The organism is Hahella sp. KA22 (genome assembly GCF_004135205.1).
In the GTDB taxonomy this organism is placed as follows: domain Bacteria; phylum Pseudomonadota; class Gammaproteobacteria; order Pseudomonadales; family Oleiphilaceae; genus Hahella.
The window spans coordinates 6,686,192-6,712,867 of the sequence record NZ_CP035490.1 but is presented as its reverse complement, the minus strand read 5'-3'; the positions used below and the strand labels follow the sequence as shown (position 1 = coordinate 6,712,867).

Annotated in this window: 24 protein-coding genes and 1 tRNA gene; 12 read left to right on the top strand and 13 right to left on the bottom strand. The window is 52.8% G+C overall.

The genetic code is table 11. The features are described 5' to 3' along the window. The 9 genes from EUZ85_RS29780 (at position 1) to EUZ85_RS29740 (ending at position 7,304) form a co-directional block, all read left to right on the top strand. Positions 1 to 357, top strand: coding sequence for a phage tail assembly chaperone (locus EUZ85_RS29780; RefSeq protein WP_127973714.1), 357 nt, complete (start codon positions 1 to 3; stop codon positions 355 to 357). Then, positions 354 to 1,253 (top strand): hypothetical protein, encoded by a 900-nt coding sequence (locus EUZ85_RS29775; RefSeq protein ID WP_127973713.1) that lies wholly within the window; start codon positions 354 to 356, stop codon positions 1,251 to 1,253. Before EUZ85_RS29780 ends, EUZ85_RS29775 begins: the two co-directional genes overlap by 4 nt. Continuing rightward, on the top strand, positions 1,250 to 1,771 hold the full coding sequence (locus tag EUZ85_RS29770; RefSeq protein ID WP_127973712.1) for a DNA-binding protein: 522 nt from the start codon (positions 1,250 to 1,252) through the stop codon (positions 1,769 to 1,771). Before EUZ85_RS29775 ends, EUZ85_RS29770 begins: the two co-directional genes overlap by 4 nt. Then, positions 1,768 to 2,481, top strand: coding sequence for a hypothetical protein (locus tag EUZ85_RS29765; RefSeq protein ID WP_127973711.1), 714 nt, complete (start codon positions 1,768 to 1,770; stop codon positions 2,479 to 2,481). The genes EUZ85_RS29770 and EUZ85_RS29765 overlap by 4 nt, the downstream gene beginning before the upstream one ends. After that, positions 2,457 to 3,545, top strand: coding sequence for a hypothetical protein (locus EUZ85_RS29760; RefSeq protein ID WP_127973710.1), 1,089 nt, complete (start codon positions 2,457 to 2,459; stop codon positions 3,543 to 3,545). The genes EUZ85_RS29765 and EUZ85_RS29760 overlap by 25 nt, the downstream gene beginning before the upstream one ends. Before the next feature lie 241 nt (positions 3,546 to 3,786). Further along, positions 3,787 to 4,086 carry a DUF1778 domain-containing protein gene (locus tag EUZ85_RS29755; RefSeq protein ID WP_127973709.1) on the top strand — a complete coding sequence of 100 codons (300 nt, stop codon included), beginning with the start codon at positions 3,787 to 3,789 and terminating at the stop codon, positions 4,084 to 4,086. After that, positions 4,055 to 4,597, top strand: coding sequence for an acetyltransferase (locus tag EUZ85_RS29750; protein ID WP_127973708.1), 543 nt, complete (start codon positions 4,055 to 4,057; stop codon positions 4,595 to 4,597). The genes EUZ85_RS29755 and EUZ85_RS29750 overlap by 32 nt, the downstream gene beginning before the upstream one ends. 283 nt (positions 4,598 to 4,880) lie before the next feature. Beyond that, positions 4,881 to 5,642 carry a DUF3800 domain-containing protein gene (locus EUZ85_RS29745; protein WP_127973707.1) on the top strand — a complete coding sequence of 254 codons (762 nt, stop codon included), beginning with the start codon at positions 4,881 to 4,883 and terminating at the stop codon, positions 5,640 to 5,642. Positions 5,643 to 6,278: 636 nt separating this feature from the next. Next, positions 6,279 to 7,304 carry a SppA protein gene (locus EUZ85_RS29740; RefSeq protein ID WP_127973706.1) on the top strand — a complete coding sequence of 342 codons (1,026 nt, stop codon included), beginning with the start codon at positions 6,279 to 6,281 and terminating at the stop codon, positions 7,302 to 7,304. A gap of 669 nt (positions 7,305 to 7,973) precedes the next feature. Here the strand turns inward: EUZ85_RS29740 and EUZ85_RS29735 are convergent. From EUZ85_RS29735 to rpsU, 5 genes are all read right to left on the bottom strand, one after another. Further along, positions 7,974 to 8,050 (bottom strand) — tRNA-Ile (locus EUZ85_RS29735). 109 nt (positions 8,051 to 8,159) lie between these two features. Continuing rightward, positions 8,160 to 10,082 carry an RNA polymerase sigma factor RpoD gene (gene rpoD / locus EUZ85_RS29730; protein ID WP_127973705.1) on the bottom strand — a complete coding sequence of 641 codons (1,923 nt, stop codon included), beginning with the start codon at positions 10,080 to 10,082 and terminating at the stop codon, positions 8,160 to 8,162. Between the two features lie 123 nt (positions 10,083 to 10,205). Further along, positions 10,206 to 12,008 carry a DNA primase gene (dnaG, locus tag EUZ85_RS29725; protein ID WP_127973704.1) on the bottom strand — a complete coding sequence of 601 codons (1,803 nt, stop codon included), beginning with the start codon at positions 12,006 to 12,008 and terminating at the stop codon, positions 10,206 to 10,208. A gap of 131 nt (positions 12,009 to 12,139) precedes the next feature. Further along, complete coding sequence (locus tag EUZ85_RS29720) at positions 12,140 to 12,583, bottom strand: GatB/YqeY domain-containing protein (RefSeq protein WP_127973703.1); 444 nt, start codon at positions 12,581 to 12,583, stop codon at positions 12,140 to 12,142. Positions 12,584 to 12,719: 136 nt separating this feature from the next. Further along, positions 12,720 to 12,935 carry a 30S ribosomal protein S21 gene (gene rpsU, locus EUZ85_RS29715; protein WP_011399974.1) on the bottom strand — a complete coding sequence of 72 codons (216 nt, stop codon included), beginning with the start codon at positions 12,933 to 12,935 and terminating at the stop codon, positions 12,720 to 12,722. A gap of 349 nt (positions 12,936 to 13,284) precedes the next feature. On the opposite strand from rpsU, the gene tsaD reads away from it, so the two are divergent. Continuing rightward, complete coding sequence (gene tsaD / locus EUZ85_RS29710; protein WP_127974617.1) at positions 13,285 to 14,316, top strand: tRNA (adenosine(37)-N6)-threonylcarbamoyltransferase complex transferase subunit TsaD; 1,032 nt, start codon at positions 13,285 to 13,287, stop codon at positions 14,314 to 14,316. Between the two features lie 12 nt (positions 14,317 to 14,328). Here the strand turns inward: tsaD and plsY are convergent, their stop codons facing one another. Further along, positions 14,329 to 14,961, bottom strand: coding sequence for a glycerol-3-phosphate 1-O-acyltransferase PlsY (gene plsY / locus EUZ85_RS29705; RefSeq protein ID WP_241566894.1), 633 nt, complete (start codon positions 14,959 to 14,961; stop codon positions 14,329 to 14,331). Positions 14,962 to 15,046: 85 nt separating this feature from the next. Between plsY and folB the strand changes: the two genes are divergently transcribed. Together folB and folK (EUZ85_RS29695) are read left to right on the top strand one after the other, a co-directional pair. Further along, positions 15,047 to 15,409, top strand: a complete 363-nt coding sequence (gene folB / locus EUZ85_RS29700; RefSeq protein WP_164887393.1) for a dihydroneopterin aldolase — start codon at positions 15,047 to 15,049, stop codon at positions 15,407 to 15,409. Further along, the gene (gene folK, locus EUZ85_RS29695; RefSeq protein WP_127973701.1) at positions 15,381 to 15,902 is read left to right on the top strand and encodes a 2-amino-4-hydroxy-6-hydroxymethyldihydropteridine diphosphokinase; all 522 of its coding nucleotides are present in this window, start codon (positions 15,381 to 15,383) and stop codon (positions 15,900 to 15,902) included. Before folB ends, folK (EUZ85_RS29695) begins: the two co-directional genes overlap by 29 nt. 15 nt (positions 15,903 to 15,917) lie before the next feature. Here the strand turns inward: folK (EUZ85_RS29695) and pgi are convergent, their stop codons facing one another. From pgi to EUZ85_RS29660, 7 genes are all read right to left on the bottom strand, one after another. Beyond that, positions 15,918 to 17,591, bottom strand: a complete 1,674-nt coding sequence (gene pgi, locus EUZ85_RS29690) for a glucose-6-phosphate isomerase (RefSeq protein ID WP_127973700.1) — start codon at positions 17,589 to 17,591, stop codon at positions 15,918 to 15,920. A 33-nt stretch (positions 17,592 to 17,624) separates the two neighbouring features. After that, the gene (gene panC, locus EUZ85_RS29685) at positions 17,625 to 18,476 is read right to left on the bottom strand and encodes a pantoate--beta-alanine ligase (RefSeq protein ID WP_127973699.1); all 852 of its coding nucleotides are present in this window, start codon (positions 18,474 to 18,476) and stop codon (positions 17,625 to 17,627) included. Beyond that, positions 18,473 to 19,267, bottom strand: a complete 795-nt coding sequence (gene panB / locus EUZ85_RS29680) for a 3-methyl-2-oxobutanoate hydroxymethyltransferase (RefSeq protein ID WP_127973698.1) — start codon at positions 19,265 to 19,267, stop codon at positions 18,473 to 18,475. Before panB ends, panC begins: the two co-directional genes overlap by 4 nt. A gap of 87 nt (positions 19,268 to 19,354) precedes the next feature. Further along, a complete protein-coding gene (gene folK, locus EUZ85_RS29675; RefSeq protein WP_127973697.1) occupies positions 19,355 to 19,837 on the bottom strand; it encodes a 2-amino-4-hydroxy-6-hydroxymethyldihydropteridine diphosphokinase in 483 nt (160 codons plus the stop codon). Further along, a complete protein-coding gene (gene pcnB / locus EUZ85_RS29670; RefSeq protein WP_127973696.1) occupies positions 19,834 to 21,207 on the bottom strand; it encodes a polynucleotide adenylyltransferase PcnB in 1,374 nt (457 codons plus the stop codon). The genes folK (EUZ85_RS29675) and pcnB overlap by 4 nt, the downstream gene beginning before the upstream one ends. A 988-nt stretch (positions 21,208 to 22,195) precedes the next feature. After that, on the bottom strand, positions 22,196 to 23,584 hold the full coding sequence (locus EUZ85_RS29665; protein ID WP_127973695.1) for a sigma-54 dependent transcriptional regulator: 1,389 nt from the start codon (positions 23,582 to 23,584) through the stop codon (positions 22,196 to 22,198). A gap of 3 nt (positions 23,585 to 23,587) precedes the next feature. Continuing rightward, complete coding sequence (locus EUZ85_RS29660; RefSeq protein WP_127973694.1) at positions 23,588 to 26,554, bottom strand: sensor histidine kinase; 2,967 nt, start codon at positions 26,552 to 26,554, stop codon at positions 23,588 to 23,590. Positions 26,555 to 26,676 lie beyond the last annotated feature (122 nt).

Genomic DNA, 26,676 nt, shown 5'->3' with positions numbered 1-26,676 from the left:
ATGACGAAACGCTATCTAGAAAACCAATTTGGTGAGTTTGTGTGTGACTGCACCACGTACCCGGCGCACTTTAAAACCCAGATCCTGGCGGAGGTGGAAGCCGGCGCCGCGACGCTGAGCCCGTTTGACCGCAGCGCGGCGGCGTTGGCCGACAAGCAACGCGCGGAACGCGCCTGGCGTGACCTGGAATTGAAGCGCGCGGACATAGAACTATTCAAAGTGGAGGACCAGAACAGCGACGGCCAGGCGCAGCGCTGGCGGGCGTATCGTTGCGCCCTGCGCGACTATCCCCAGCAGGCGGATTTTCCGAATGGACCCCGGCCCAGCGCGCCGAATCTTCGGCCCGAGGCGTTATGAGCTGGCGACTGACGGCGTTCAACGCGTCAACGACGGAGGCGCAAGCCGTCGCCCTGGCGGCGCCGATCCTGACGGGCGCGGACGCGTCCCTGGCCGATGCCAGCGCACGGGTGCAAGGCGTGTCGCTCGCGTACTCACCAAATCCCCTGGCGACGCAGGCCAGCGAAGCCGCAGCGGCGCGGGAGGCTTACCAGGCGCTTATGCACTACGAAGGCCAGATCCTATGCGTGCATCCGTTTCAGGAAGGCGTGGCCGATGGCAGCGGGTTGTATCGCTATTTGTCCGCACCCAATGCGGCGGCGCGCCTGGCGGCCAAACTGACCGACGCCCAGGACGCAGGCCGGCCCCTGGGCCAGCTGGACGCGGTCGCCCTGTTGATCGTGGCGCGGGATCTGGCGGGCTTCGCCGAACGCCTGGCGGCTTTCAACGCGGTATTCCCCGCGCCGGAGCTGCAACTGGCGCAGCGGCGGGCAGCGCAGCTGGCCACCCTGGAGCAGGAAAAATGGTTGCTACCGGATGCCCCTCTGACACCGCCTTGGGTGGCTCGCGATGGCCTACAAATCCCGCGCCTGGCGCAGCACGGGCGCGCGGTCGGGGCGCAGCTGGCGACGGCGCAAGGCTACGCAGCGGAAACGCCAAGCCCGATAGCGGAGTTACAGGCCGTCATTGAACGAAAGCGCCAACACCTGCAACAGCTGCAAAGCCACTACGACCAGTTAAAAAGCCAGCTGACCGGACAGGCGGGTTATGCGCTTTACGCCGAGGGCGATGCGTCAGCCGTGGCGGCGCAGTTACAAGCAGGCGCGCCCGGGCATGAATACGTGCTGACGGCGGGGGCGTTGTTTGTCGCTGACGCGGGCCGGCTGACCTTTTTAAAAGAGACTTTCGGATTATGAGATTGAACGACTTTACCGTTCCCGGGACCGAATTAACGGTGACGGGCAATCTGCGCATCGAGACGGAGGACCTGGGCGGCCAGACCAGCGGCACGGATCGCGCCAATAAGGGCATCAAGCCGAAAACGCTGACCGTGTCCCTGTTGATCCTGAAGAAGCACGCCAGCGACTTAACCGACTTGGTGAAAGTGGCGGAAGCGGAGGACGGCGCCGGCAAGCTACGCGTTTACGACATTGTCGAAGATACTGCGCGAGCGATGAACGTGCGCCAGGTGCAATTCACCGGGGCGTTCGTGTGCAAGGATCTGTCCCCCAGCCAGGCCTGGCGCGTCAGCTTCACCCTGGCGGAATACCTGAGCGTGGCCGAGAAAACCGAACAGCGCCGCGACCTGAGCCAGGTGGAAGCCCAGCAGGCCACCGGGGAAACCATCGCGGCCCAGGAAGACGCGCCCGCCGCAGGGGAAACCCTGACCGGCTTTGAAACCTTTCTGAGCAAGGTGGACAAGGCGCTGGCATGAAGCTGCATAAATCCCTATGCGTGGGCGGAACGCCGCTTAAATTGGTCTCTGAAGACGTGCGTCTGGCGTTGTTCAGTCCTGGGCGGGCGGTGTTTACCGTGCAGGCGGACGTGCCCTTGTCGGGCGTGGTCCAGTTCGCCCTGGGCTATGACCCCAACGCCTTACAGCGCTTTTTTATCGGTTACGTGGAAAGCTGCACGCCCCTGGATAACCAACAACAGCGGCTATTTTGCAGAGAGTTGACCGCCACGTTAAACCGGCGCTTAGCGCTCAATCTGCGCCATGTCTCGCTAAATGAAACCCTGGCGGCGATCAGCCAGGACACAGGGCTAACCTTCGTCACGCCGCCGGAGTCTTACGCGACCACCAAAGCGCCGGCGTTTTACTCCTGGGGCGGCGGATACCACTGCATGGACGCTTTGGCGGAGGTCTACGCCATCCCGCGGATGATCTGGCAACAACAAGGCGACGGCGCGGTCTATGTAGGAAGCTGGGCGCATAGCTACTGGGCGACCCGACCCGTAGAGATCCCAACCCATTTACTAAACGGCTTCGGCGTGGCTAACCGCGCCCGCCTGCCGGCGACGCCGAAACTCCGCCCGGGTGTCTGGCTGAACCAAACCCATTACGTCACCCAGGTGTGCCTGGCCGACAACCATATGAATCTGACCTGGAGCGCTGCGCCGTGGACGAAGAGATTAAAAAAATAGTACTGCAGATGTTCCCGGAATTGAGCGGCAATTTGCACTTGCCGCGCCTGGCCAAGGTGGTGGCGATCAGCGACCCACTGCAAAAGCCGGAACTCTGCGACCGCTTCCGCCCTCGCTACGCCGTAGACGTGCGCGTGCTGACGCCCCAGGGCGAGGAAGCCCCGGAGTTACCACTTTATCGCTGCGTGCCGCTGCCAGCGTCTTATGGCGGCATCGAGCGCGGCCAATATGGTTTCCCGGAACCCGGGACCATCGTAGAGGTGGCGTTCGCTTATGGCTTACCGGACCAGCCCTTTATCCGCACGGTGTTGGGACAGGGTTTAGGCGCGCCAGGCATTCAACCGGGTGACCTGATTTGGCAGCAATCCGAAGCCGTGCGCCAGTGTGTGAGCGCGAAAGGCGACTGGCTACGGGAGACGCACGGAAACATAACCGACACCAGCGCCCGCCGGCGCGTGGACGCCCTGAACAATCAGGAGCGCTACCAGGACAGCCAGATCGAAGTCAGCGAACACAGCGTGGAACAGGTGGGCGGCGTGAAGACGGTGGAAGCCTTGGGCGCGTTAAAGCTGCTGAGCGGAGGCCATGTCAACCTGTCGGCGGCGGATAACCTGAACCTGACCACCGCCGCCGACCTTAATCAGGCCGTCGCCCGGGACCGGAAAGCGTCGATCCAAGGCGACGACCAAACCACCGTGTGCGGCTCGCGTTCAGCAACGATCAGCGGTAACGACACGCAGACCAGCTCCAACAAAACCATAAACGTTCAGGGAAGCCATACGGATATCGCCAGCGCAGCTAGGAAGATTCAAGCGCAAGTTATTGAATTAAAAGCCAGCGCCGCCGTGACCATCCAAGCGCCGACTATCGCCATAGGCGGCGGGGGCGTGGATGTGTTGCAGGTGATTGCGGATCTAATTGGGGTGGTTCAAGAGTTGGCGGCTACGACGGCGAGCCACACCCACGGAGACGGAGGAAGCGGGACGCCATCAAGCAGTGGGAGCCATAGCAGCCAAGCGAGCCGCGCAGAAACTTTGAAGGGGCAAATATCAAGGCTTATGTGACTAGTTCTGTACTAAGCCGTTCTCAGCGAAGATCATTTATGCTTCGCTTTGTGCACAGATAGTTGTCAATAATCTGTTGACTGGTTATCAGATAACCGCTAAATTGTACGGTAAATGTCCGTACATAATGGGTGTTGGCTAACAGGCATCACTCAGCCCGCTAATGCTTTAATTCGTAGGGCGTACAACTATTAACTGACCCCCACAGAAGGGTGAGCAAAACTAGGATGAGGAGAAGCGAATGCAATCACTATCACGCATGGATCTACGTTTAGATCCTGAAATTAAGAAGCTTGCGTCTAGGGCCTCGGCCTTATCAGGTTCAAAGAGCCTATCCGAGTTTGTTATACAGGCAATCCGTGAAAAGTCTCTGCGAACTATTGAAGAAGTAGAGTCTCTGAAGCTGAGCAATAGAGCATTTGATGATTTTTGGGCAGCGTGCCAGCAAACAGTACCACCAAATGATGCACTTGTAGCAGCTAAACGACGCCTCAATAAACAGGTTGAAAATGGTGAAATTAGTATTAGAACAGCTGAATAGATCACGTCATGAACGAACAGGCTTTGATTGCGGGAACGACGAGGTCAACAACTTTTTACGCAAATCAGCTAATAAACTTCAAATTCAACAGGCCAGTCAAACGTATGTACTTGTTAAAGAGGAGCAAACGGCTGGCCTACAGCCTATAGTAGGATTCTTCACACTCACTTACTCTGAAATTAGAAGGGAAGAAACGCCAAGTGATGAAGAAATGAAGAAATTTCCGAGGTTCCCTCTTCCCGCAATTCGTTTAGCTTGGCTCGGAGTTGACAGTCAATATCAGAATACTAAAGATCGTATTGGGGCAGCAGTCCTACTTTTGGCCTTGGGAGAAGCATATAGAATTGTTAGCAACTCTGGTTTAGGTGTAGCTGTCATCGTTGATCCATTAACTAAGCAGAGCGATAGCTTTTTTAAGAGGTATGGATTTCAAGAAATGGAAAGAGATTTTGGAAATCTTAAGTCTCTCTATATCCGCATGACTACTGTGAAAGATATGCTTCAAATCTAATCGCTTATTAAGCGGGCTTATGGCCCGCTGTTAGCCTCGCCGTCCTCCTCTACAACTCAAGACTGATAATTCAGCCATCTTCTGACATGACTTGCCGAGACCTAAGAGGATTAGTTGGCCCGAACCAAGAGCTTCAAGGTCTGCTATATTCTTTTATGGTGAAAGAAAAGAGTTCTAGGTATTTTGGTGCAGTAGATTTCAAGGGCGTATCAGTGAATGTGTGGTTTAAGCTATTGCCATTCAAAAATTTTCTCAACGCTAATGAGAGGAAGGGACTTCTGAAATGTATTTTCTATATGCAGATGAAAGTGGTGATGTCGGAATGAGCGGGAGTCCTTGCCGCTATTTTTGTCTCAGTGGCTTCGTAATTCATGAGCTGAGTTGGCATGATACCCTAGAGAATATTATAAATTTCAGAGGGAGGCTCAGAAGTCAATATGGACTGAAGCTGCGTGAAGAAATACACGCAGCGGAATTCATGCACAAGCCTGGCAATCTTTCCCGAATTCCAAAGTCAGTGAGATTAAGAATATTGCGCGACACCATTGATTTCCAGGCAGGCCTCAACGGTGTAAGCATCATCAACGTTTTGGTTGATAAATCAAAAAGAAGAGCGGATGAAGACATATTTGGAATAGCCTGGACTACTCTTATTCAAAGGTTCCATAACACATTGTCAAAAAAGAACTTTCCTGGCCCTAAAAACTCTACAGACTATGGACTACTGGTTGTGGATCGTACTGAAGAGGTCAAATTGCGGGCACTTAGTCGTCGTATGCGTCGATACAACCCAGTGCCAAAAGCGTTTGGAACTGGAGCCTTTGCTATTCCAATCTCAACCCTAGTAGAGGACTCTGTTCATAGAGACTCAGCACACTCTTACTTTATTCAGTTGGCCGATGTAAATGCTTACTTCCTAAAGCAACGCTACGACGCTTGTAAGTATGTAAAAAAGAAGGGGGCTAAAAACTATTTCAGTCGCCTTGGGTCGGCGCTCTGCACCGTAGCCTGCAATAAGCATCCAGAGGGAATTGTTGAGAGATAGAAAGGTAAGGGCTCGTTTCCGAGCCCGGTAGATCCTACTGTGAAGTCTAGCTTCAGGTCAGATCTGTAACCTAGGCTAGTAGTTACAATCTAACAAGTCAATTATTAACCTAAAATATATCTATATTGAGAGCAAAGTCTGGCTGTTCAGACTAATAGCCATCGAGCCGTAGATACCTGCCTATGTGTTAAAAGCAAAAATAACTCTGAATGCCCATAGAGATGGTGTAATGGGGAATCTTCAAGTGGAGCCTTAAGAAAGCTGTTTCGCTTGATAGGCTTTCAAAGAGCTATTAAATGAAACTCACTCCTCCCCACGCCTACGCACAGACCAAGAGTTAGTAATTATTGAAACAGGCCCTAGCTGGAACTCCATATTAGTAGCGAGGTGTCAGAGGGCTGAGAAGTTCGTAGTTTGAAACCAATGGAAGGTCTCTGCACTCGAAAGCTGAGTGTGACACATCTAGTTACCCCTAGAACATCTGCGTTTTTGAGAATTTTCGTTAGTAGTCTACGCTTATATTTTAACAAGGCTTTTCAGGCAGGCTGGGCGCTCCTTGCTAGGGCCTATCCAGGTAGCTGGCAAAGCTGATTCACTGGGAGATGAGAGGTTCATCACAGGAGGGAGGTCACTGGAATGGTTGTAGAAAGTGGGCCGGAAAACTATGATGGCGAAGTGTTCATGTACTACGGAGACATCGCTAGAGAAGGGTACAACAAGATTTCTGAAGCTTATGAAAAAGCCGAAAATAAGAAAGATAAGGTTTGCCTCGTTCTCGTAACTTATGGTGGAGATCCCGATGCAGCGTATCGAATTGCTCGGGCTACACATCACCACTTTTCAACCGTTGAAGTCTTGATTCCTGATATTTGTAAATCCGCTGGAACACTTCTCTGTATCGGCGCGCAGAGGCTCATTTTTGGCGATAGAGGTGAGCTTGGCCCTTTAGATATTCAGCTATCTAAGCCTGATGAGATGTTTGAGAACATGTCAGGGCTGGATATTATTCAAGCTATAAATGCTCTACAAAACCAAGTATTAGAATCGTTTCGCACTTACCTATTCGACATACGGACAGGGAGCCGAATTCGTACAAAAACAGCCGCAGAGCTTGCTATAAGCTTGGCTGATGGCTTTGTGGCTCCAATTGCAGCCAGAATTGACCCTCTAACTTTGGGGTCTCACCAAAGGGCGATGCAAATAGCGTATGACTATGGTGAAAGACTAGGTAAAATGGCCGACTCCCTGAAACCTAATGCCCTTGTTAGACTTGTCAGCACCTATCCTTCCCATGGCTTTGTAATCGATAGAAAAGAGGCTGGGGAGTTGTTCAATCAAGTAGTAGCGCCTGAAGGTGCTACGCTAAGTATATATAATTGGGCCCGCGAAGTTATTACAGCTTACCAGTATCCCTTTGGAAACTCGCCGTGCGTACATAACATCCGTGAGGCTATAATGACTAATATATCGGCACAGGAGGCCTGTTATGAAGGTGGAAATACTAATGACCAGCGACTCAAGAGCAAAAGCTCGGAAGCTAATGCAAGCGCAAGGAACAAAAGCGAAGACCATGAGCCAGATGTTAGTCAATCAAGTAAATCGGGAAATGGCTCGGGGAATTCAAAGCGAAAAAGGGCGTATAAAGCAACTGGGGATGAGTAATTCAAAAGCTACTGCTCATGACGTATTCTTTGATTAGTTTGAGCGTGCCTTTTGATATTTAGATAGGAGGTATCCCTCTGCTTCCTATTTCCATCTCCTCCTGCATTGATCGCATTTTGCGACTGGTCTTTACCTTGCCCTTTACACTTTAGAATTAGCAAAAATCTTTCCAGAGAGCCTTTTCAAGGAAAAGTTTGATGGTGTCTATATCTGCACTGATTTGAAACTTCTAAACTTTTCAAATTGTTACTTTAATTCAGAAGCGTTCGTGTAGGCCGAAGCGACCTATACCAGCAAAGTTTCAATTCTTGCTTCCTGCAAACTTTAGCCCGTTGTTTTCAATAATGTTATTGACGCACTTGCGCTAACCTGCCAAGGACTTTATGGGAACCTGTGGTTAGTGCTGGGAACAATTAGGTAGATGCTTACGGCAATAGTAATAGTAGGGAAGTAAGGGGCTGGATTAAGGCATAGAGGGCATAAAAAAGCCCGCTTGTGAAAGCAGGCTTTCAAGATAATCACCAATTTAACCGCTGCTTTTGGTCGCTAGTGAGAATTCAATTTTTTTCCGCGTTGACACTTTGTTGACACTTAGGCGAAAACAGCACGAAATTACGCCACCACCAGCAAGAAATTGCTTTGTAATGTGCTGTTTTTAAAGGGAAAAATTGGTGGGCCCACCAGGACTTGAACCTGGGACCAACGGATTATGAGTCCGCTGCTCTAACCAACTGAGCTATAGGCCCTACATTGTTTCTGATTTCTCAGAAGTCCCGAATTTAGATGTCCGGGGAAGAGAGGGCGCCAATTATACCTTTCAGTTATAGTTGGCGCCAGTATTTTGCTAGCTTTCGATTAATCGTCGATGAAGCTACGCAGATGGTCAGAGCGGCTGGGGTGTCTCAGTTTGCGCAGGGCTTTGGCTTCGATCTGACGGATACGCTCACGGGTGACGTCGAACTGCTTGCCGACTTCTTCCAGAGTGTGGTCCGTATTCATCTCAATACCGAAACGCATACGCAGTACTTTGGCTTCTCTTGCGGTCAAACCAGCCAGTACGCGGCGAGTAGATTCTTTCAGGCCTTCAGTGGTCGCTGAATCAATCGGAGACTCTGCGTGAGAATCTTCGATGAAATCGCCCAAATGCGAATCTTCGTCGTCACCGATCGGCGTCTCCATGGAGATGGGCTCTTTGGCGATTTTCAGGACCTTGCGCACTTTGTCTTCCGGCATATCCATCTTCTTCGCCAGTTCTTCCGGCGTCGCTTCGCGGCCCATTTCCTGCAGCATGTGACGGGAAATGCGGTTCAGCTTATTGATGGTCTCAATCATGTGCACAGGAATACGGATAGTACGGGCCTGATCAGCGATAGAGCGCGTGATCGCCTGACGAATCCACCAGGTCGCATAAGTGGAGAACTTGTATCCGCGGCGGTATTCAAACTTGTCTACCGCTTTCATCAAGCCAATGTTGCCTTCCTGAATCAGGTCCAGGAACTGCAGACCACGGTTGGTGTACTTTTTGGCGATGGAGATAACCAGACGCAAGTTGGCTTCCACCATTTCTTTCTTGGCGCGACGTGCTTTTGCTTCGCCAATGGAGATACGACGGTGGATTTCCTTGATGTCTGCAACAGGCAGATCAACATCATTCTGAATGCTGACGATGCGACGCTGCAGGCGAGTGATTTCCTCTTCCTTGGTTTGCGCTGTTTTAGCCCATTCCTCGCTTCTTGCAGCCAGACCCTTGACCCACTCAAGGTTGGTCTCATTGCCGGGGAACATCTTGATGAAGTTCTTACGCGGCATTTTGCAGTCGCGGGTACAGATATTCAGGATCTCGCGTTCGTACTTACGGACACTGTCGTTAGTAATGCGGATCGTATTGATAATTTCGTCGAACTGCTTTTGCGCCAGTTTGAAGGGAGCAAAAATACGACTGACCTCTTCAAAGCATTCCTGTGCTTCACGGCTGGCGCGGCCATGCTTGTCAATGGCGGCGTTCAGCGTGTTAAAGGCTTCGCGCAATTCAGCAAAACGGCCGCGCGCAATTTCAGGGTCGGGGCCACTGTCATTGTCGTCGTCGCTATCGCTGCTGTCGTCGCCCTCGCTTTCTTCGTCCTCGTCCTCGTCGAGGTCTTTTTTGGCTTTAGCGTCGTCCTTCTTGCCTGAGCTTTCTTCTGCTTCTTCGTCCTCATCCTCGTCTTCGTCGACGTCATCGGACTCTATTTCATCGTTAGCTTCAGGAATGACGCCATCTTCAACAGGGTCAAGGAACCCGGTGATGACGTCGGAGACGCGACCGCCATCTTCGCCTTGTGTGGCGTCAAAAGCGGCAAGAATGTTGGAAACCGTGCCAGGATAGTAAACCAGCGTGGCCATAACATCGCGCAAACCTTCTTCGATGCGCTTGGCGATCTGGATCTCACCCTCACGAGTCAGCAGCTCAACCGTACCCATCTCACGCATGTACATACGCACCGGGTCAGTAGTGCGACCTACATCGTTTTCGACAGAGGCAAGCGCCGCCGCAGCTTCCGCTGCTACAGACTCATCAGTGGAATCACCATCGGTGATCAACAAGGTATCCGCATCTGGAGCTTCTTCGCAGACCATGATACCCATGTCGTTAATCATGCGTATAATGTCTTCCACCTGATCCGGATCTGCTATATCCTCTGGCAGATGGTCATTAACTTCTGCGTATGTTAGGTAACCTTGTTCTTTGCCGCGGGCGATGAGTTCTTTCAATCGAGATTTTCGGGAATTGCCTGACATAGTCACCCTACGAATTCGGTGGCTTAATGGGAGAAAAACAAACAGCTATTATAGCCTGTATACTGTTTGCGCGCTAGAAACCCTATGTGGAGACGACTTAAAAAATTTCAAGTCCACACAAGATTAAGATTTCGGTGTGGCGATCATCGCCATCTTTTCGCTCGACATTGTTCTGAATTTTTCGTGTAACTCCTTGTTTTTAGGGTCTCTTGAAAGATCCTGATGAATTTTGTCAAAAGACCTGTCGAAATATTTTCTTTTGAGCACTAATAAACTTTCCTGAGCTCCCGCTTCAATTTCTTCCGCACCGAAAATATGCTCCAAGGAATTGAACAGGTTTTTGAAACGTCTTTGTTGGTGTGGATCAACCGCTAACCGGTAAAGTAGGTCTTCCGCTGTCTCGATATTTTCCTTAAGCAGCCACTCCAGAAAGTAAGTCAACGCCCTTTCATCGTCCTGAGTAATCTCATAATTCAGAGTATTTGAGATTTCCTTCGCCCAGGATGGATTGACGTACAAGCCAAGACAGGCGCGGGCGGCAATACGATTGGGCACCGGGATGGGTTCTTCACGAGGCTCGTCTCGGTTCTGAAACGAATAGCCTTTTTTGCCTTTCCAGTCGCCTTTCTTCCACTCCCCGCCATTTTTGCCTTGCCGGTCTCCCCAGCGGGAAGAGCGCGTCAGTTCATTCAGGCGCTGGTAAAGAGCATCCTTTAGGACTGGCGCATTAATGACTTTTAGCGCTGTGCGGGCCTGGGTGGATAGTATGCCTTTGTTTTCCGCAACGGACAGGTCCAGACCCCTGCTCATGGCCTGGAAAAAATACTCCGAAAGGGGCGTAGCATTGGCGACGCGCTCGCGGAATGCATCCGCGCCTTCGTTCCTGACAAATGTGTCTGGGTCCTCACCTTCCGGAAGAATCAAGAAGCTGACCTTGTAGCCATCCTGAAACATGGGGAGCAAGTTATTAAGCGCCTTGTCGGCAGCCGCCAAACCGGCTTTGTCGCCATCGAAGCAGAAGACAATATCCTGACTGGTGTTAAGCAGGTGACTTAAGTTGTCCTCGTTGGTGGCGGTTCCCATGGCGGCGACAGCATTAACCACACCAAACTGGGCCAGAGAAATAACGTCAAGATAGCCTTCGACCACAATCAGCTGTTCAAGCTTGCGTGATTGCTTGCGCGCTTCCCACAGCCCATACAGCACGTTGCTCTTGTGAAATATAGGAGATTCGGGGCTGTTGATGTATTTGCTGCGGTCATTGCCAAGTGTACGACCACCGAAAGCGATGGTTCTGCCCCGGGTATCCCGGATGGGAAACATAAGGCGGTTTTGGAACATATCGAAACGATCCTGTTCCTTTTCTATTACCAAACGCAGCGTGCTGAGCGCTTTGACCAGACTGCGGTCGCTGGAGCCACTAAGAAACTGGCGTTGCGCTGGTGCGAAGCCTATGCCGTATAAGTCAGCCATTTCGGGAGAAATATTTCGACGTTTCAGGTACTCCTGAGCGACTCCGCGTTGCGGATGGCTTCCCAGCGCCTGACGAAATGCTGCATCTGCATGTGAGGAGGCATCATACAGTGATTTGTTTTGACTGACTTTTTGCTCCGCCGCTCTATCGCGAGGGACTTCCACGCCGCAACGTTTCGCCAATTGCTCAACGGCTTCATTAAAGGAAAGATGTTCGGTTTCTTTGATGAAGTTGATGGCGTCGCCGTGAGCGCCACAGCCATAGCAGTGGTAATGCGCAGGGTGGTTTTCGTTGTATACGTGAAATGAAGGAGACTTTTCGTCGTGAAACGGGCAGCGACCCTGATAGGTTGCGCCGGATTTCTTGAGATTCACCCGCTCAGCGATGAGGCTGGCAAGATCAACCCTTGAAAGTAAATCATCGACAAATACTTGAGGGATCAGACCGGCCATGACTTTAATCTATCAAGTAGAAAGTCTAGTTGCAGGGCAACGCCTGCAACCACTCTGACCTGGCGAAGTCCTGAAACAGGTCGCCGTAATATAGAGAAGCGTTTGGGTGATTAAGATAGTCGCAGAAGGGATCAGGACAAAGCTTTTTTAACTTTTTGTCCGATGACCGCCATGTCCGCACGTCCCTGAACTTGTGGTTTCAGGACCGCCATTACCTTGCCCATATCGCGTATCGACTCCGCGCCTGATTCGCTTACCGCAGTCTGGATAAGTTGATCAAGTTCTTCTTCGCTGAGCGCTTCAGGTAGAAAGCCCTGAATTACGTCCAGCTCAAGCTGTTCTTTAGCGACCAGATCATCCCGGCCAGCGGCGGAAAATTGAGAGATGGAGTCTTTGCGTTGTTTCGCCATCTTATCCAGTACTTCGAGAACACGAGCATCATCAACTTCAATGCGCTCGTCCACTTCGATTCGTTTAATGTCCGCCAGAATCAAACGAATGGCTCCAAGGCGGTCTTTTTCCTTGCTGCGCATGGCCGATTTCATGGCTTCAGTTAAACTGTCTTTCAATGACATGATCGAATTGTCTCTGTCCGTATTTGGATATATAAGCGTACTAGAACTGGAAAATGCGAGACTTGTAAAAGTCGTATTAACGCCAACAACCCGGTCTCAACAGTATTAAGACCAGGTCAACGCGGGCGTAATTCGATTAGTACAGGCGCTCGAAACGTCTTTGTTCGCGCTGAACTTTCTTCGCGTGACGTTTTACAGCTGCAGCCAACTTGCGCTTTCTTTCTGAAGTCGGCTTCTCGTAGAACTCGCGACGACGTACTTCTGAAAGGATTCCTGCCTTTTCGCATGAACGCTTAAAGCGGCGCAGGGCAACGTCAAATGGCTCGTTCTCTTTAATTTTTACGGAAGGCATATCCCCTCTCTATGATCTGTAAAAACCGAATTGGTTAAAATTGTGTCAACACAAATAGGGCGCGCATTGTAATCCCGTTAGGCTGCTCTTGTAAAGGTGTTGGCCTGTATAAATTCTAACAAATCTGTGCGAGCGGCGCTCAATTTAAAAGCGATTTGGAATGGAATAGTTGCCACGATGGCTATAAGATGCCCGGCTTGGGCGAGCGGCCTTGCTGGTCGCTGCTCTCAGACGTTTGGGCGCTTAGCTGGCTTTTATTGTACTGTCCTGACGTAGACGAGAATCAAGAGCCCCCCCGATTAGTATGGTGGCCGACCTGTGCGGCGATTTGATGATGGCGGAACGCAACATGTTAGTACTGGGCATAGAAACATCCTGCGACGAGACCGGAATTGCGTTGTATGACGGAGAGCGTGGACTGTTGGCTCATACGTTGTACAGTCAGATCAAGTTGCATGCGGATTATGGCGGCGTCGTTCCCGAGCTGGCCTCTCGCGATCATGTGCGAAAAGTCATTCCTTTGATTGAAGAGGTGCTAAGTCAGGGGGGCGTCGGCAAAAGTGATGTGGACGCTATTGCTTATACGGCGGGCCCAGGTTTGGTTGGCGCATTAATGGTGGGAGGCGCCATCGCCTCGGCGCTGGCTTACGCTTTGAATATCCCCACTATTGGCGTTCATCATATGGAAGGGCACTTGCTGGCGCCCATGTTGGAAGAAAATCCGCCGGAATTTCCTTTTGTCGCTCTTTTGGTATCGGGTGGTCATACGCAGTTGGTGCGAGTCGATGGCGTTGGCGAATATGAGTTGCTAGGGGAATCCGTGGACGATGCTGCTGGGGAAGCTTTCGATAAAGTGGCCAAGATGCTTGGTCTGGATTACCCCGGTGGCCCTCAAGTCGCTAAGCTGGCGGAGCAGGGGAATCTTCAGCGGTTTAAATTTCCTCGTCCGATGACGGATCGCCCTGGGTTGGACTTCAGTTTCAGCGGACTTAAGACGTTTACGCTGAATACTCTTCAGGAGGCGGAAGCCAGTGGTGGCGCAGACGATAGTTTACGCGCAGATGTCGCCGCCTGCTTTCAGGAGGCCGTGGTGGAGACTATGGTGATCAAGTGTCGCAGGGCGCTCAAGCAAACAGGGTTGAAACGATTGATCATGGCTGGCGGCGTAAGCGCGAATCGTCGCCTGCGGGAAAAACTGCAGCAAATGGTCAAGGGCGAAAAAGCGCAGGTGTATTATGCCCGGCCTGAATTTTGTACGGATAACGGTGCGATGATCGCTTACGCTGGTTATCAGCGTCTGGCTGCCGGACAACGAGGAGATCTTAGCGTTGTCGCCACGCCCCGCTGGCCTTTAGTGGAATTGCCTTCAATTAGAAGCTAAGGCGGCAGGAGACTAAAGCGAGCGCTCTTTGCCTTTAGCTAGATTGATGATGTTCTCTCTGTGTCGAATCAGGATGAACAGCGACAATATGAGGAATAGGGCGAGATGCTCTGGATTAAGTCGCCATGCCACCCAGGGCGCCATAACTGCCGCAGTCAGAGAGGCAAGGGACGAGATCCGTTTCCAATATACGACGGCCGTCCATACCAGCGTCAAAGCAAGAGTGGTTTGCCAGGCCAGCGCCAGTCCCGCTCCCAACACGGTGGCGACGCCTTTACCTCCCTTGAAGTGATGAAAAGCCGGTAGCATATGGCCGACAATCGCCGCTACGGCGGTGACGCCTTGCTCATAGGGCGACAGTCCCAGCATGGCTGCAATACAAACGGCGGCGGCGCCTTTGGCGGCGTCCCAGAATAAAGTGAGCGTGGCGGGAATGGGGCCGCCGAGGCGGTAAATATTGGTCGCGCCAGGATTGCCGGAGCCCGCTTCGGTGGGGTCGGGGAGCTGGAAGTAACGGCATACCCAGTAGGCCCCCATGATGGAGCCGAGCAGGTAGGCGATGGATGTCGCCATGAGAAGTTGAAAAGGATGCTCCATGGGCCCCTGCGGCTTAAAATAGATCAGACTGCGTAGATTATGAGCCATAATAGAGGTTGCTTGTCTACACCCCTTTGGTCGCTAGGGAGCGCTTCTTTCCCAGCGTATAAACGACGGGCGTATGTTAGGTGTCATGGATACAGTACTTATTGAAGGTTTGCAGGTAGACGCCATAATCGGTGTTTACGAATTTGAGAAGGGATATCAACAACGGCTTTTTGTTGATATCGAGCTGGGTTGCGATATTTCTGGCGCTGCGCGTGAGGATAACCTTGATCTCACCTTGAACTATGCAGCCGTCAGCGAGCGTTTGCGTGAATATGCGGCCGCCAGTCGTTTCCAACTCATTGAAACTTTGGCGGAGCGGTTTGCTGAATTGCTGCAGAAAGAGTTTGGCGCGCCCTGGTTGCGTCTGACGATCCGAAAGCCTGGCGCTGTCGCGGAAGCGCGTAGCGTGGGAGTAAGAATTGAAAGAGGAGCTCGCAAGAGTGGTTAAGGTGGTTGTTGGTATTGGCAGCAATATCGACCCGGATAAGAATATTGCTCTGGCGCTAGACGCGTTGGATGCGCATTTTCAGGATCTGCGTTTATCGCCGGTGTATGAGTCGGAAGCGATTGGGTTCGCCGGCGACGCCTTCATCAACTTGGTGGCGGCGTTTCACACTGATGAGTCGGTTGGCGCAGTGCAGCGCACCTTGAAGCAGATTGAAGCGAGCAGTGGGCGTACGGGGTTGGAGTCCAAGCACTCTGGGCGCACGCTGGATATCGATATCCTTACCTATGGGGATGTTGTGGGGGAAGTGGAGGGGATTGCGCTTCCGCGGGGTGAAATAACCGAGAATGCGTATGTTTTGCTGCCCTTGGCTGAACTTGAACCCAATGAGCGTCACCCTGCCTTGAACGTCTCCTACGCGGAGTTGTGGGAAAAGTACGATCGCGCCCAGCAACTTCACAGAGTCGCCTTTAGTTGGCGCGATCAGACTTTCTAGCGGAATCCGGGAGAGTTAGCTCCCGGAGCCGTTGGCTTTGCGGAATTTCTCCACCAGCGCCGCGCTGGACGGATCTAGCGCATCCGTCGACGCACCTGTGTCCAGCAGCATGGGCAATATGCTGTCGCTGAGTTGTTTGCCCAGCTCTACGCCCCACTGATCAAAAGAATTTAAGTTCCAGATAACTCCCTGCACGAAAACTTTCTGCTCATACAGGGCGATCAGCGCGCCGAGTGTATGCGGGTTGATTTCGTCCATCACCAGCGTGTTGCTGGGACGGTTGCCGGGAATCACTTTATGAGGCGCCAGTTCCTCTGCTCGCTCTGATGACATGCCGCCATCGAGCAGCTCCTGGCGGGCCTTTTCCAGAGACTTGCCGCACATCAAAGCCTGACTTTGCGCAAAGCAGTTGGAGGCAAGCATGGCGTGATGACGCCCGGCGGGCTTGTGGGATTTCAGCGGCAGTATGAAGTCCGCTGGGGTCCAGCGTGTGCCTTGGTGTAGTAACTGGTGATAGGCATGCTGGCCATTAGTACCGGCGCCGCCCCAGATAATAGGGCCTGTGGCGTAGTCGACGCCAACGCCTGCGCGGTTGACGCCCTTGCCGTTGCTTTCCATATCAACTTGCTGCAGGTGCGCAGGCAGATTCTCAAGCGTCTGGTCATAGGGCAGGATAACGTAGCTGTCCGCGCCCAGGAAATTGTGATACCAGATGCCCAGCATGCCCATCAATACTGGCATATTCTGTTCAAGCGGCGCTGTTTTGAAGTGCTGATCCATGGCTTCTGCGCCGGCGAGCAACTCTCTGAAGGCTTTCATGCCCACCTGCAGCGCAATGGGCAAGCCAATAGCGGACCACAAAGAGTAGCGTCCACCCACCCAGTCCCACATCGGGAATACATTTTCCGCATCGATACCGAAATCGCGGGCGCGCTGCACGTTGCTGGAAACTGCGACAAAATGCTTGCTCAGTCCCGCTTCAGAGCCGCCTTCGCGCAAATACCATTCGCGAGCCGTCATGGAGTTCGCCAGTGTCTCCTGAGTCGTGAAAGACTTGGACTGGACTATGAACAAGGTTGTCTCTGGGTTCAGGTTCTCCAGGGTGTAGGCAATGTCAGAGCCGTCCACATTGGAGACGAAGTGGCAGCGGATATTTTCCTGCCAGTAAGGGCGCAGTGCTTCTACAGCAACACGAGGCCCCAGATAAGAACCACCGATGCCGATACTGACGACATCATTGATCGGCTTGCCGCTGTAACCTAACCATTCGCCACGGTGAACCTTGCTAACGAATTGCTCCATTTGCGCCAGGGCACTGCGAATTTCAGGTTTGATATCCTGACCATCCACCAGCACGGGCGTAGCTGAACTGCTGCGCAGTGCGGTATGAAGTACCGCGCGACCTTCTGTATGGTTGATCGGCTCGCCAGCGAACATGGCGTCGATGGACTTTTTCATCCCTGCGTCTTCAGCCAGTTTTACCAGCTTTTCCAACGTAGCGGAGTTTGCTCTGTTTTTGGAGTAGTCCAGAGTGAGTCCCGCAGCGGTGAGAGAGTAACTTTGGACTCTGGCGGGATCGCGGTGAAAGTAATCCAGAATATGGTCGTTGGCGGTGTTTGCAGCATGTTGCTGCAACGCCCGCCAGCTTTCTCTAGCCTTATCGTTAAGCGTTTGAGGCGTGTCTTGCATTGTTTTGAATTTCCTTGGGATTGATGAAGGGTATCAACCTAGGTGTACGCTGATGTTGTCGATAAGCCTTGTCGTTCCCAGATAGGCCGCTGCAAGTATCGTGATATCGCTGTCACTGGCGACCGCCGGAGACAAAGTGTCGCTGTTCACAATATTGAAGTAGTCAGGAACGAAGCCGGCTTTTGTCAGTTTATTGTTGGCTTCTGCGCTTATTGCGGCGAAGTCCTTGTCGCCATTTTCAATCTGCTCCGCACTTTCCTGCAGGAGCTTGTACAGCAATGGCGCCGTTTGGCGTTGTTCGGCGGAAAGGTAGCCATTGCGGGAACTCATCGCCAGACCGTCCGTTTCCCTGAGGGTGGAACCGCTCTCAATGACAATGGGGAGATACAGATCGCGGGTCATTTTGCGAATGACCGCCAATTGCTGAAAGTCTTTTTCACCAAATATGGCGACATCAGGCTGCACCATATTGAATAGCATGGATACGACGGTCGTCACGCCGGTAAAGTGTCCGGGCCGGCTGGCGCCGCAATGAAGCTCGCTCAGCGCTGGCGTGATGACCTTAGTGTGACGCTCTATTCCCTCAGGGTACAGCTGACTGACCTCCGGGGTGAATAAAAGGTGGTTGCCGGCGGCGACCAGCTTTTCTTTATCTGCGTCCAGGGTTCTCGGATACTTGTCCAGATCCTCGTTTGCCCCGAATTGCAGCGGGTTAACGAAAATGGACGTCACCACATAGTCGCACAATTCCTTGGCTTGTTTGACAAGGCTGACATGCCCTGCATGCAGGTTGCCCATGGTGGGCACCAGTCCAATGCGTTTCCCTTGCGTACGCTGCTGCCGGATTGCGGCGCGCAGATCTTTAACCCTGTGGATGGTGATCATATGTTGAAGCTGTGCTCCTCCGCCGGAAATGCGCCGCTTTTGACGGCCTCCACATAACCTTTAAACGCTGCTTGAATAGAATCGGAACCGGTAAGGAAGTTTTTGACGAACTTCGGTTTCTTACCTGCGCCGATTCCTAAAAGATCGTGCATAACCAACACTTGTCCGTCAGTGTAAGGCCCAGCGCCAATACCGACGACTGGCGCGCTGACTTCTTCCGTCAATTGCTTGGCGAGCTTGGTGGGCACGCACTCCAGCAATAATATGTCCGCGCCGGCTTGTTCTAATGCCTTGGCGTCGTCCAGCATCACCTGCGCCTGACTTGCTTCTTTGCCTTGCACTTTATACCCGCCGAATTTGTTGACGGATTGCGGTGTTAGTCCCAAATGAGCGCATACCGGGACGCCCTGGCGGGAAAGATGAGCAATGGCGTCACAAAGCCAGGCTCCACCTTCCAGTTTTACCATATGCGCGCCCGCTTGCATGAGCTGCTTGGCGCCGGCCATCGCTTGTTCCGGCGTGCCGTAACTCATAAAAGGCATGTCGGCGATGATGAACGCGTTGCGCGCGCCGCGTTTGACTGACGCCGTGTGGTAAACCATGTCTTCCAGGCGAACTGGAACCGTACTGTCGTGACCCTGTAAAACCATACCGAGCGAATCGCCGACCAATATCACCTCAACGCCAGCCTGATCCATTTCGTAGGCGAAGGTGGCGTCATAGGCGGTCATTACCGCGAACTTTTCGGATTTCTTCTTGAGGTCCAGGAGGGTGCTCAGAGTGATGGACATGCAATCATCCTGTACTGTTGGAGGCAATAGACTAAATGGAAACCTGGTGTGAATAAAGCCCCGGATGCGTTGGGTCGACGTTTCGCTCTACTGAATACGCTCAATGCCTTCCTGCGGCAATGTCGCAAGCAGGGCGGAGATCAGTCCAATGCCCGGAATAACGCAGTTTGGCGCAATTTCAGCCAGGGGGAAAATAACGAAATTACGCTCATGCATGGCGTAGTGAGGTACGATCAATTCTTCGCTGTTGATGGTCTGTTCTCCAAATAACAGCAAATCCAGATCCAGGGTTCTGGGAGTCCAGCGTTCGCCCTGGCGTACGCGCCCTTGGTTGTTTTCGATTGTTTGCAGCTCTCGCAACAGGTCGAGGGAGGACAGGCTGGTTTCCAGCTGTGCGACAGCGTTGACATACCAGGGCTGGTCAGGCGCGCCGAGCGGCGCGCTGCGATACAGGCTGGACGCCTGCAACAACTGGACTCCGGGTATATCTTCCAATGCGCTTAGCGCTTGGCGCAGCTGTTGCTCAGGCTGGCTTAGGTTGCTACCCAGGCCGACATAGCAGTTTGTCATTGCGATGGCGCACTGTTGTTAGTGCGGCGCGGGCGTCTGCGCGGACGTCTGCGTCCGCCGGAGCCGTCCCGTTTAGGGCCTTGCTGCTGCAATTTGCTGCGCCCCTGGTCATCGGCTTCCTGGTAGCGCGTCCACCACTCGCCAAGTCCCTGCAGGTCTTCACCGCTTTGTTCGCGTAAGACCAGGAAGTCATAGGCGGCGCGGAAGCGTGGATGCTCCACTAAGCCTTGCAGACGCTTGCTTTGTTTGCGGGGCAGACGGAGCTGCAATTCCCAGATTTCGCGCATGGGCTGGCTAAAACGCTTGGGCAAGGCAGTGTGTTTGACCTGCTGCGCCAGTACTTTGTCGATAGCCTTATGCATCGCCTGCATGGGAGGCAAGCCATCGTCCAGATAACGCTGCTGCAGCCTTTGCATTGGCGACCACAACATGGCTGCGTACAAGAACGCAGGAGTTACTGGTTTGTCCTGGGCGATTCGCTTATCTGTATTGCGCAGCGCCTGCAGGATCAGTTTTTCCGCGTATGGGTGCTCAGCTTCCAACAGGCGGTCGGTTTCTGGAAACAGAAACTTGAATAAGTCGAACTGGCGCAAAATTTCGAATGTGCGTACGGCTTTGCCGGATAAGAACAGCTTCAGTACTTCTTCAAACAAACGCGCGGAGGGAATGTTGAGAAGCAAAGGCCCCAGTTCCAGAATAGGACTGGCGGTGCGTTCTTCGATGGAAAAATCCAGTTTTGCCGCGAATCGGGCTGCGCGCAGCATGCGTACGGGGTCTTCCCGATAACGGGTTTCAGGATCGCCGATCAGCCGCAGAACCTGGTGCTCAATGTCTTCGATTCCGCCAGCGTAGTCATAAATACTGAAATCTCTGACGCAGTAATAGAGCGCGTTAACGGTGAAGTCGCGGCGTAGCGCGTCTTCTTCCTGATTACCGTAGACATTGTCGCGCAATATCTGGCCTGAGTCGCTGGTGACCGCGTCGCCATCGTCTTCGCCAGCATTTTGATGGCCGGCGCGAAACGTGGCGACTTCGATGATCTCACGACCGAAGCGCACATGAGCGAGGCGGAAACGACGCCCGATCAGACGGCAGTTGTTGAACTGCTCGCGCACTTGCTCTGGGGTTGCGCTTGTGGCGACGTCGAAGTCTTTGGGCTGTTCGCCCAGTAATAAATCGCGGACGCCGCCGCCGACTAGAAAGGCGTCATAGTTGGCGCTGTTCAGGCGGTAGAGAACTTTCAACGCCGCAGGGCTGATCTGCTTGCGTGAGACTGTATGGCTGTCGCGGGGGATGATTCGCAGTTTCAAAGGTTTTGCGCCGGCTTCTTTGCGTCCCGGTTTTATCAGGCCCATTAACTTTTTCAGCATGACGATCTTGTGTCTATCAATACCAATGATTTCGAGGGCCGGAGTGTACTCTTTTGTAACGGATATTGCGACAGCAAAAGCCGTGCCTCATACGTGGTGGAATGCGGCTGAAAGGTGCACAGACCCAATATGCTTTAAGCATAGCTTTGATGAGGCATTAGTCGACAAAAGACGGAAATTTAAGGAAAAAATGAGAAGAGGGGAGAATAACTAAGGGGAAAGCAATGTTGCTTTCCCCCACTGAGAAGAAGGTTAGACGATTTTTTGTTTTTATTTTTGTCTTGGTCCCAAACGATTGGTCGCTCCACAATTAGAGCCTAGAGTATTAGTTACAAACGGAACGCTTTGAATACTTTGAGTGATAATAGGGATTTGGATAGTGTTGTTTATGTCTAGAATGTCCACTGTCGTGGTTCTTTTTAATACTAGACACCCTACCCATACCTTGAAATACCACTAAAAAGCTCGGCATCCAAAACAATCAGTTCGCCACCCGTATTTTTATTTTTGTTCTGGGTTGTTCTTTTTGTTCACTCTGCTTTTTTATTTTTATTTGTGCAGTTCGGTGCATTTTTATTTTTATTTTGCACTGTAAGAGAGCATGGGGCGTGCCATAAAATTAAAAAAACATTATAAAACAGCAATGTAGCTGCAAGTGTTCAAAAGTCATACGTGTTTTTGCTTACCTGAGTGTTACCAATGCCCACTGAAAGGGCATCCTGGTGTTCCCCAAAGTAACGCTGGGTAACAACTCAACCGCAGTTGGTGTCACAAAGAGGGGCGCGAGGCGCATTTAGGCTGTTTTTTAATCAAAATTATGGTCCACATTAGTGAATATGCAAGTCGGCTTAGCGCAATAATTTAAGGTTGTGAGCAATAAATGCGCGATTTCGACTAAATGTTGATCAAAGATGGGCGATTTGGGGCGTGAGAAAAGAAAGTGTGGGGGAATTGCAGCCCGGATGAGCCGGGCTGGCTGGAAAAAGTGTTACTTAGCGCTTTTTTTGGTGCGCGGTATGCCCAAACGCTGTCGACGCTCCCACAAACTCTTGCGGCTGATGCCCAATTTTCGGGCCAACTCGGTTTCGCTCATGGTGTCCTGGTTTTCCAGTACAAAGTGCTGGAAATAGTCCTCTAATGACAGATCGGTGCCTTTATCCGCGCCTTTGGAGTTGGCGGGGTTATCCATACTCAGCATACCTTCGGGGATATCCAGCTCACCTTCCAGATCAATCGCCAGCAGGTCTTTGCCAATATGGTCGCTGTCCGAGAGGATGACAGCGCGCTCGACGGCGTTCTCCATCTCTCGCACGTTGCCTGGCCACTGATAGCGGCGAATAAGGGTGAGGGCGTCCTTATCGAACTTGAGGTTGGGCTTATCCATACGCTCGCCCATTTTAGTCAGCAGCATTTTAGCCAGGCCGATGACATCATCTTCCCGGTCGCGCAATGGGGGGATGCGGAGCTGCATGACGTTGAGTCGGTAAAACAAGTCCTCCCGAAACTCGCCCACTTTCGTCATGGCCTTGAGGTTACGGTGCGTTGCGGCGATGAGGCGTACGTCCACGCGTTTGGACTGGGTGGAGCCGACCCGACGAATCTCGCCTTCTTGGAGCACCCGTAACAAACGCGCCTGGGCTTCCAGTGGCAGTTCGCCTATTTCGTCGAGAAATAAGGTGCCGCCATCAGCCGCCTCTATCAGGCCGCTACGCGCGCCCACAGCGCCCGTAAACGCGCCTTTTTCATGGCCGAATAGCTCGGACTCAATCAGTGTTTCTGGAATCGCTGCGCAGTTGACGCAGATGAGGGCGCCTTCCCTGCGTCGGCTCAACATATGCAGAGCGCGTGCGGCCAGCTCTTTACCCGTACCTGACTCGCCTTGAATCAGGACGGTGGTGTCGGTCGGGGAGACTTTACCGATCAAATCGAACAGCTTCAGCATTTCTGTGCATTCACCGAACATCAGGTCATTGATGTCCGTGCGCGCTGAAGAATTTTCCGCTTCAAGTTTGGGAGGCGAGGGCTTGGCGGGGCGCCGGTCCAGGATGGATTTGATCGACGCCAGCATCTCGTCGTGATCGAAAGGCTTGGCGATATAGTCCACCGCGCCGAGTTTCATGGAATCCACGGCGGAGCGCAGGCTGGCGTAACTGGTCATGATCAGGACGGGAGTCTCGGTCGCCTGAATCAGATCGGTGCCGGGTCGACCGGGAAGACGCAGATCGGAAATGATCAAATCCGGCTTGCTTTGCTCCGCAACTTCCAGGGCGCGATCAACGGAGTCCGCTTCGGCGACGGCGTAACCGTTGTGCTGTAAGAGTCGCGTCAGGGCGGAGCGGATAATGCTCTCGTCTTCTACAATCAAGATTAAAGCCATAGCTTAAGTTTCCGTTAACTCTGCAGAGATACTTTCTGAGTCGGACTGATAAGCCGGTAGTTCGATAATGACCCGGGTTCCTTTGCCGGATTCTTTATCAGCCGGACTTTCTATCCGAATGTGGCCGTAGTGCTCTTCTATAATGCTGTACACCAGAGACAGCCCCAAACCAGTGCCCTTATCGGGGCCTTTGGTGGTATAGAAGGGCTCGAACAGGTGATCTATCTGGTCGCCGCTGATGCCGCTGCCTTCATCCTCCACTTCAACGTGGATGGAATATTGTTGCAGCGTCGCTCTCACCCAGATATTGGCTGAAGCCTCCGAAGCGTCGCGGGCGTTGCTGAGCAAGTTGACGAACACCTGCACCAGGCGTTGTCCGTCGCCCATTACCTTTACCGTTTCGTCCACTTCGTTGACGTAGAGCACCTGTGGCTCTTTAGTGGATAAGGAGAGTAAGTGTATCGCTTCGTCGACGCAACGTTTTAACTCCGTCGGCCCATGCTGGGCGGATTGCGTGTAATTGCCGGAGCGCGCGAAATTCATCAGGGTTTGTAAAATTCTAGAGACCCGCTGGGTCTGCACAAGAATATGTCCCGCTGTCTCCAGCACTTCTTCGTTGCTGGTCATTAGTTTGAGGTTTTGGGCAAGACAGGCGATGCCTGTTACCGGGTTGCCAATTTCGTGGGCGACCCCCGCTGCAAGACGTCCCACGGAAGCAAGGCGTTCACTATGAACCAGCTCGTCTTCCAATAACTGGGTCTCCGTATAATCTTCTAAAAGCAACACTTGCCCTGCGCCGGATGCGCCATCGCTTTCAATCGCGGCTTTGTGCAGATTGAACCAGTGTGGCGCGCCGCTAATGTCCAAGCGTTTCTTGGAGACATGGCGCTCTTCCGCATTGGCGAAGCTGAATAGCAGCGTGGACCAGGGCTTGGCGATAGCGCTGATGTGCGAACCGATGACCTGTGGAGCGGGAATTCCCGTCAGCTGTTCCATCGCGTGATTCCACATCAACACCTCAAGGTCGGCGCCTAAAGAGCAGGTGGCGATAGGCAGATTTTGCAGGGTTTGCCGATGGTAACGGCGCAGCGTATCCAGCTCGCCTGCAAGTCCGCTGAGGCGGTTATGGTATTCCTCCAGTTTGCTCTCAACGAAGTAAATGTCCTGAGCGGGGGCAACGCTGGTGGCGGGCTTGAAGCTGAGATTCTGTTTGACTATGTCCTGCGCCAGAGCCGGGCCTAACAATCCTGACAAATTGGCTTCGATCTGATCGCGCAGTCTGCGTAGCGCGTAGGGGCGGTACTCGACTTCGTGCAACTGCAACTGCGCAAGAGCGTGATTCACTTCCCTCTCAGCAGCTTGGCGGCCCAGAGACTCTGTCAGAAAATCCTTAAACTGCTCGGAGCTGGTGGCGACCAGTTCGCGCCGTGATGGCCGCATCAATGTGTCGACGGAGCAGGCCTGGGCGGAACGCGCTTCCGCTTGAGAGGCGTCGGTAAACAGGCTGACCATAACGAAAATGAAAATATTCAGCGTTAGCGACGCCATCACATAGTAGTGCCAGTCGTCAGGATTGAAGCTGTAGCTGTCGCGCCATGGATTGACCGAGAATACGTCTACGCCAAACAGGATGGGCAGTGGCATGGTGACGAACCACAAGCTTACGCCGGCGCATAAGCCACTGATGAACCCGTTGCGATTTCCCAGGGGCCAATAGATGACCGCCATCACCCCCGGCAGCAATTGCAGGCCGGCGGAAAAAGCCAGTATGCCCAGCTCGGAAAGAGAAAAGCGGTTGTCCAGGAATAGAGAGAACAGGTAGCCGGAGCCAAGGATAAACAAGATTAACCCGCGTCTTACCCAGGTCAGCCAGGAATAAATATTGCCGCGGGACAAAGGCTGATACACAGGGAGAATAACGTGGTTAAGCATCATTGAAGCCAGCGCCAGGCAGGTCACGATCAGTAAACCGCTGGCGGCGGTCAGTCCGCCAAGAAAGGCGACAATGCTGATCCAGGGGGCGTTGAGCACCTGACCCAGGCCCAGAATAAAAAACTCCGGCGTTGTGGGAACGGACAGCTTGATGCCCGCCCACATGAAAATTGGGATGGGCAGACTCATCAGGAGCAGGTACACCGGCAGTCCCCAGCTTGCTTTGTAAAGCGCGGTGGGATTCAGGTTTTCCGTAAAGGTGACATGAAACATGTGCGGCATCACCAGGGCGGATGCGAAGAATATCAGCAGCATCGCCCGCCAGGGTCCTTCCTCTAAGTGGCGCTCCATGGCGCTGATGCGTTGCGCGTTCTCTTGCAGCCAGCTGTTCACTTCTCCGAAGCCGCCGAACACCTGATAGGCGATCAATATGGCCAGGGCCAGAATGATCACCAGCTTGAGTCCGCCTTCAAGCGCTATCGCCACGATCAGGCTGGGGTGTCTTTCCGCGCGAGTTTGCCCGCGGGCGCCGAAAAAGATGGCGAAGAAAATAATCATGGCGCAGAACAGCACACTGACGATCCGTGTGTCCTGAGACGGAGCCAGGACATGCAGAGAGTTGTCGAGCGCCTGGAACTGCAGCGCCAGCAGCGCGAGTGAAGCGAAACTGATGAAGAGCGTGCTGATGGTGCCAGCAGCCTGACTCCTGTAGCGGAAGGTGAATAAGTCCGCCACTGAAGAAAGTTGATAGGATTTTGTAACCCGCAGAACAGGAATCAACAACACCGGCGCAAGGAGAAAGGCGCCACAGACACCCAGGTAGAAAGCTAGAAAGCCGTAGCCGAATTCGTAAGCCAAGCCGACGGAGCCGTAAAACGCCCAGGCGCTGGCGTAGACGCCGAGAGATAGAACATAGGTGGCGGGGTGCCGAACCCAACGCAAAGGTATCCAGCCGCGCTCGGTGATATAAGCCAGGCCAAACAATGCGCTGAGGTACAAGGCTCCGTAGGCGAGCAGGCTCCAGGCGCTAAAATTCATTCGGTCCCCGCTTTCGCTCTAACCAGTATGCGACGACGATCAGCAGAGACCAGATAATGTAAGGCCTGTACCAAGCGCTACCTGGCGCGATCCACCAGTCCATGATCACTGGTGAAAATATG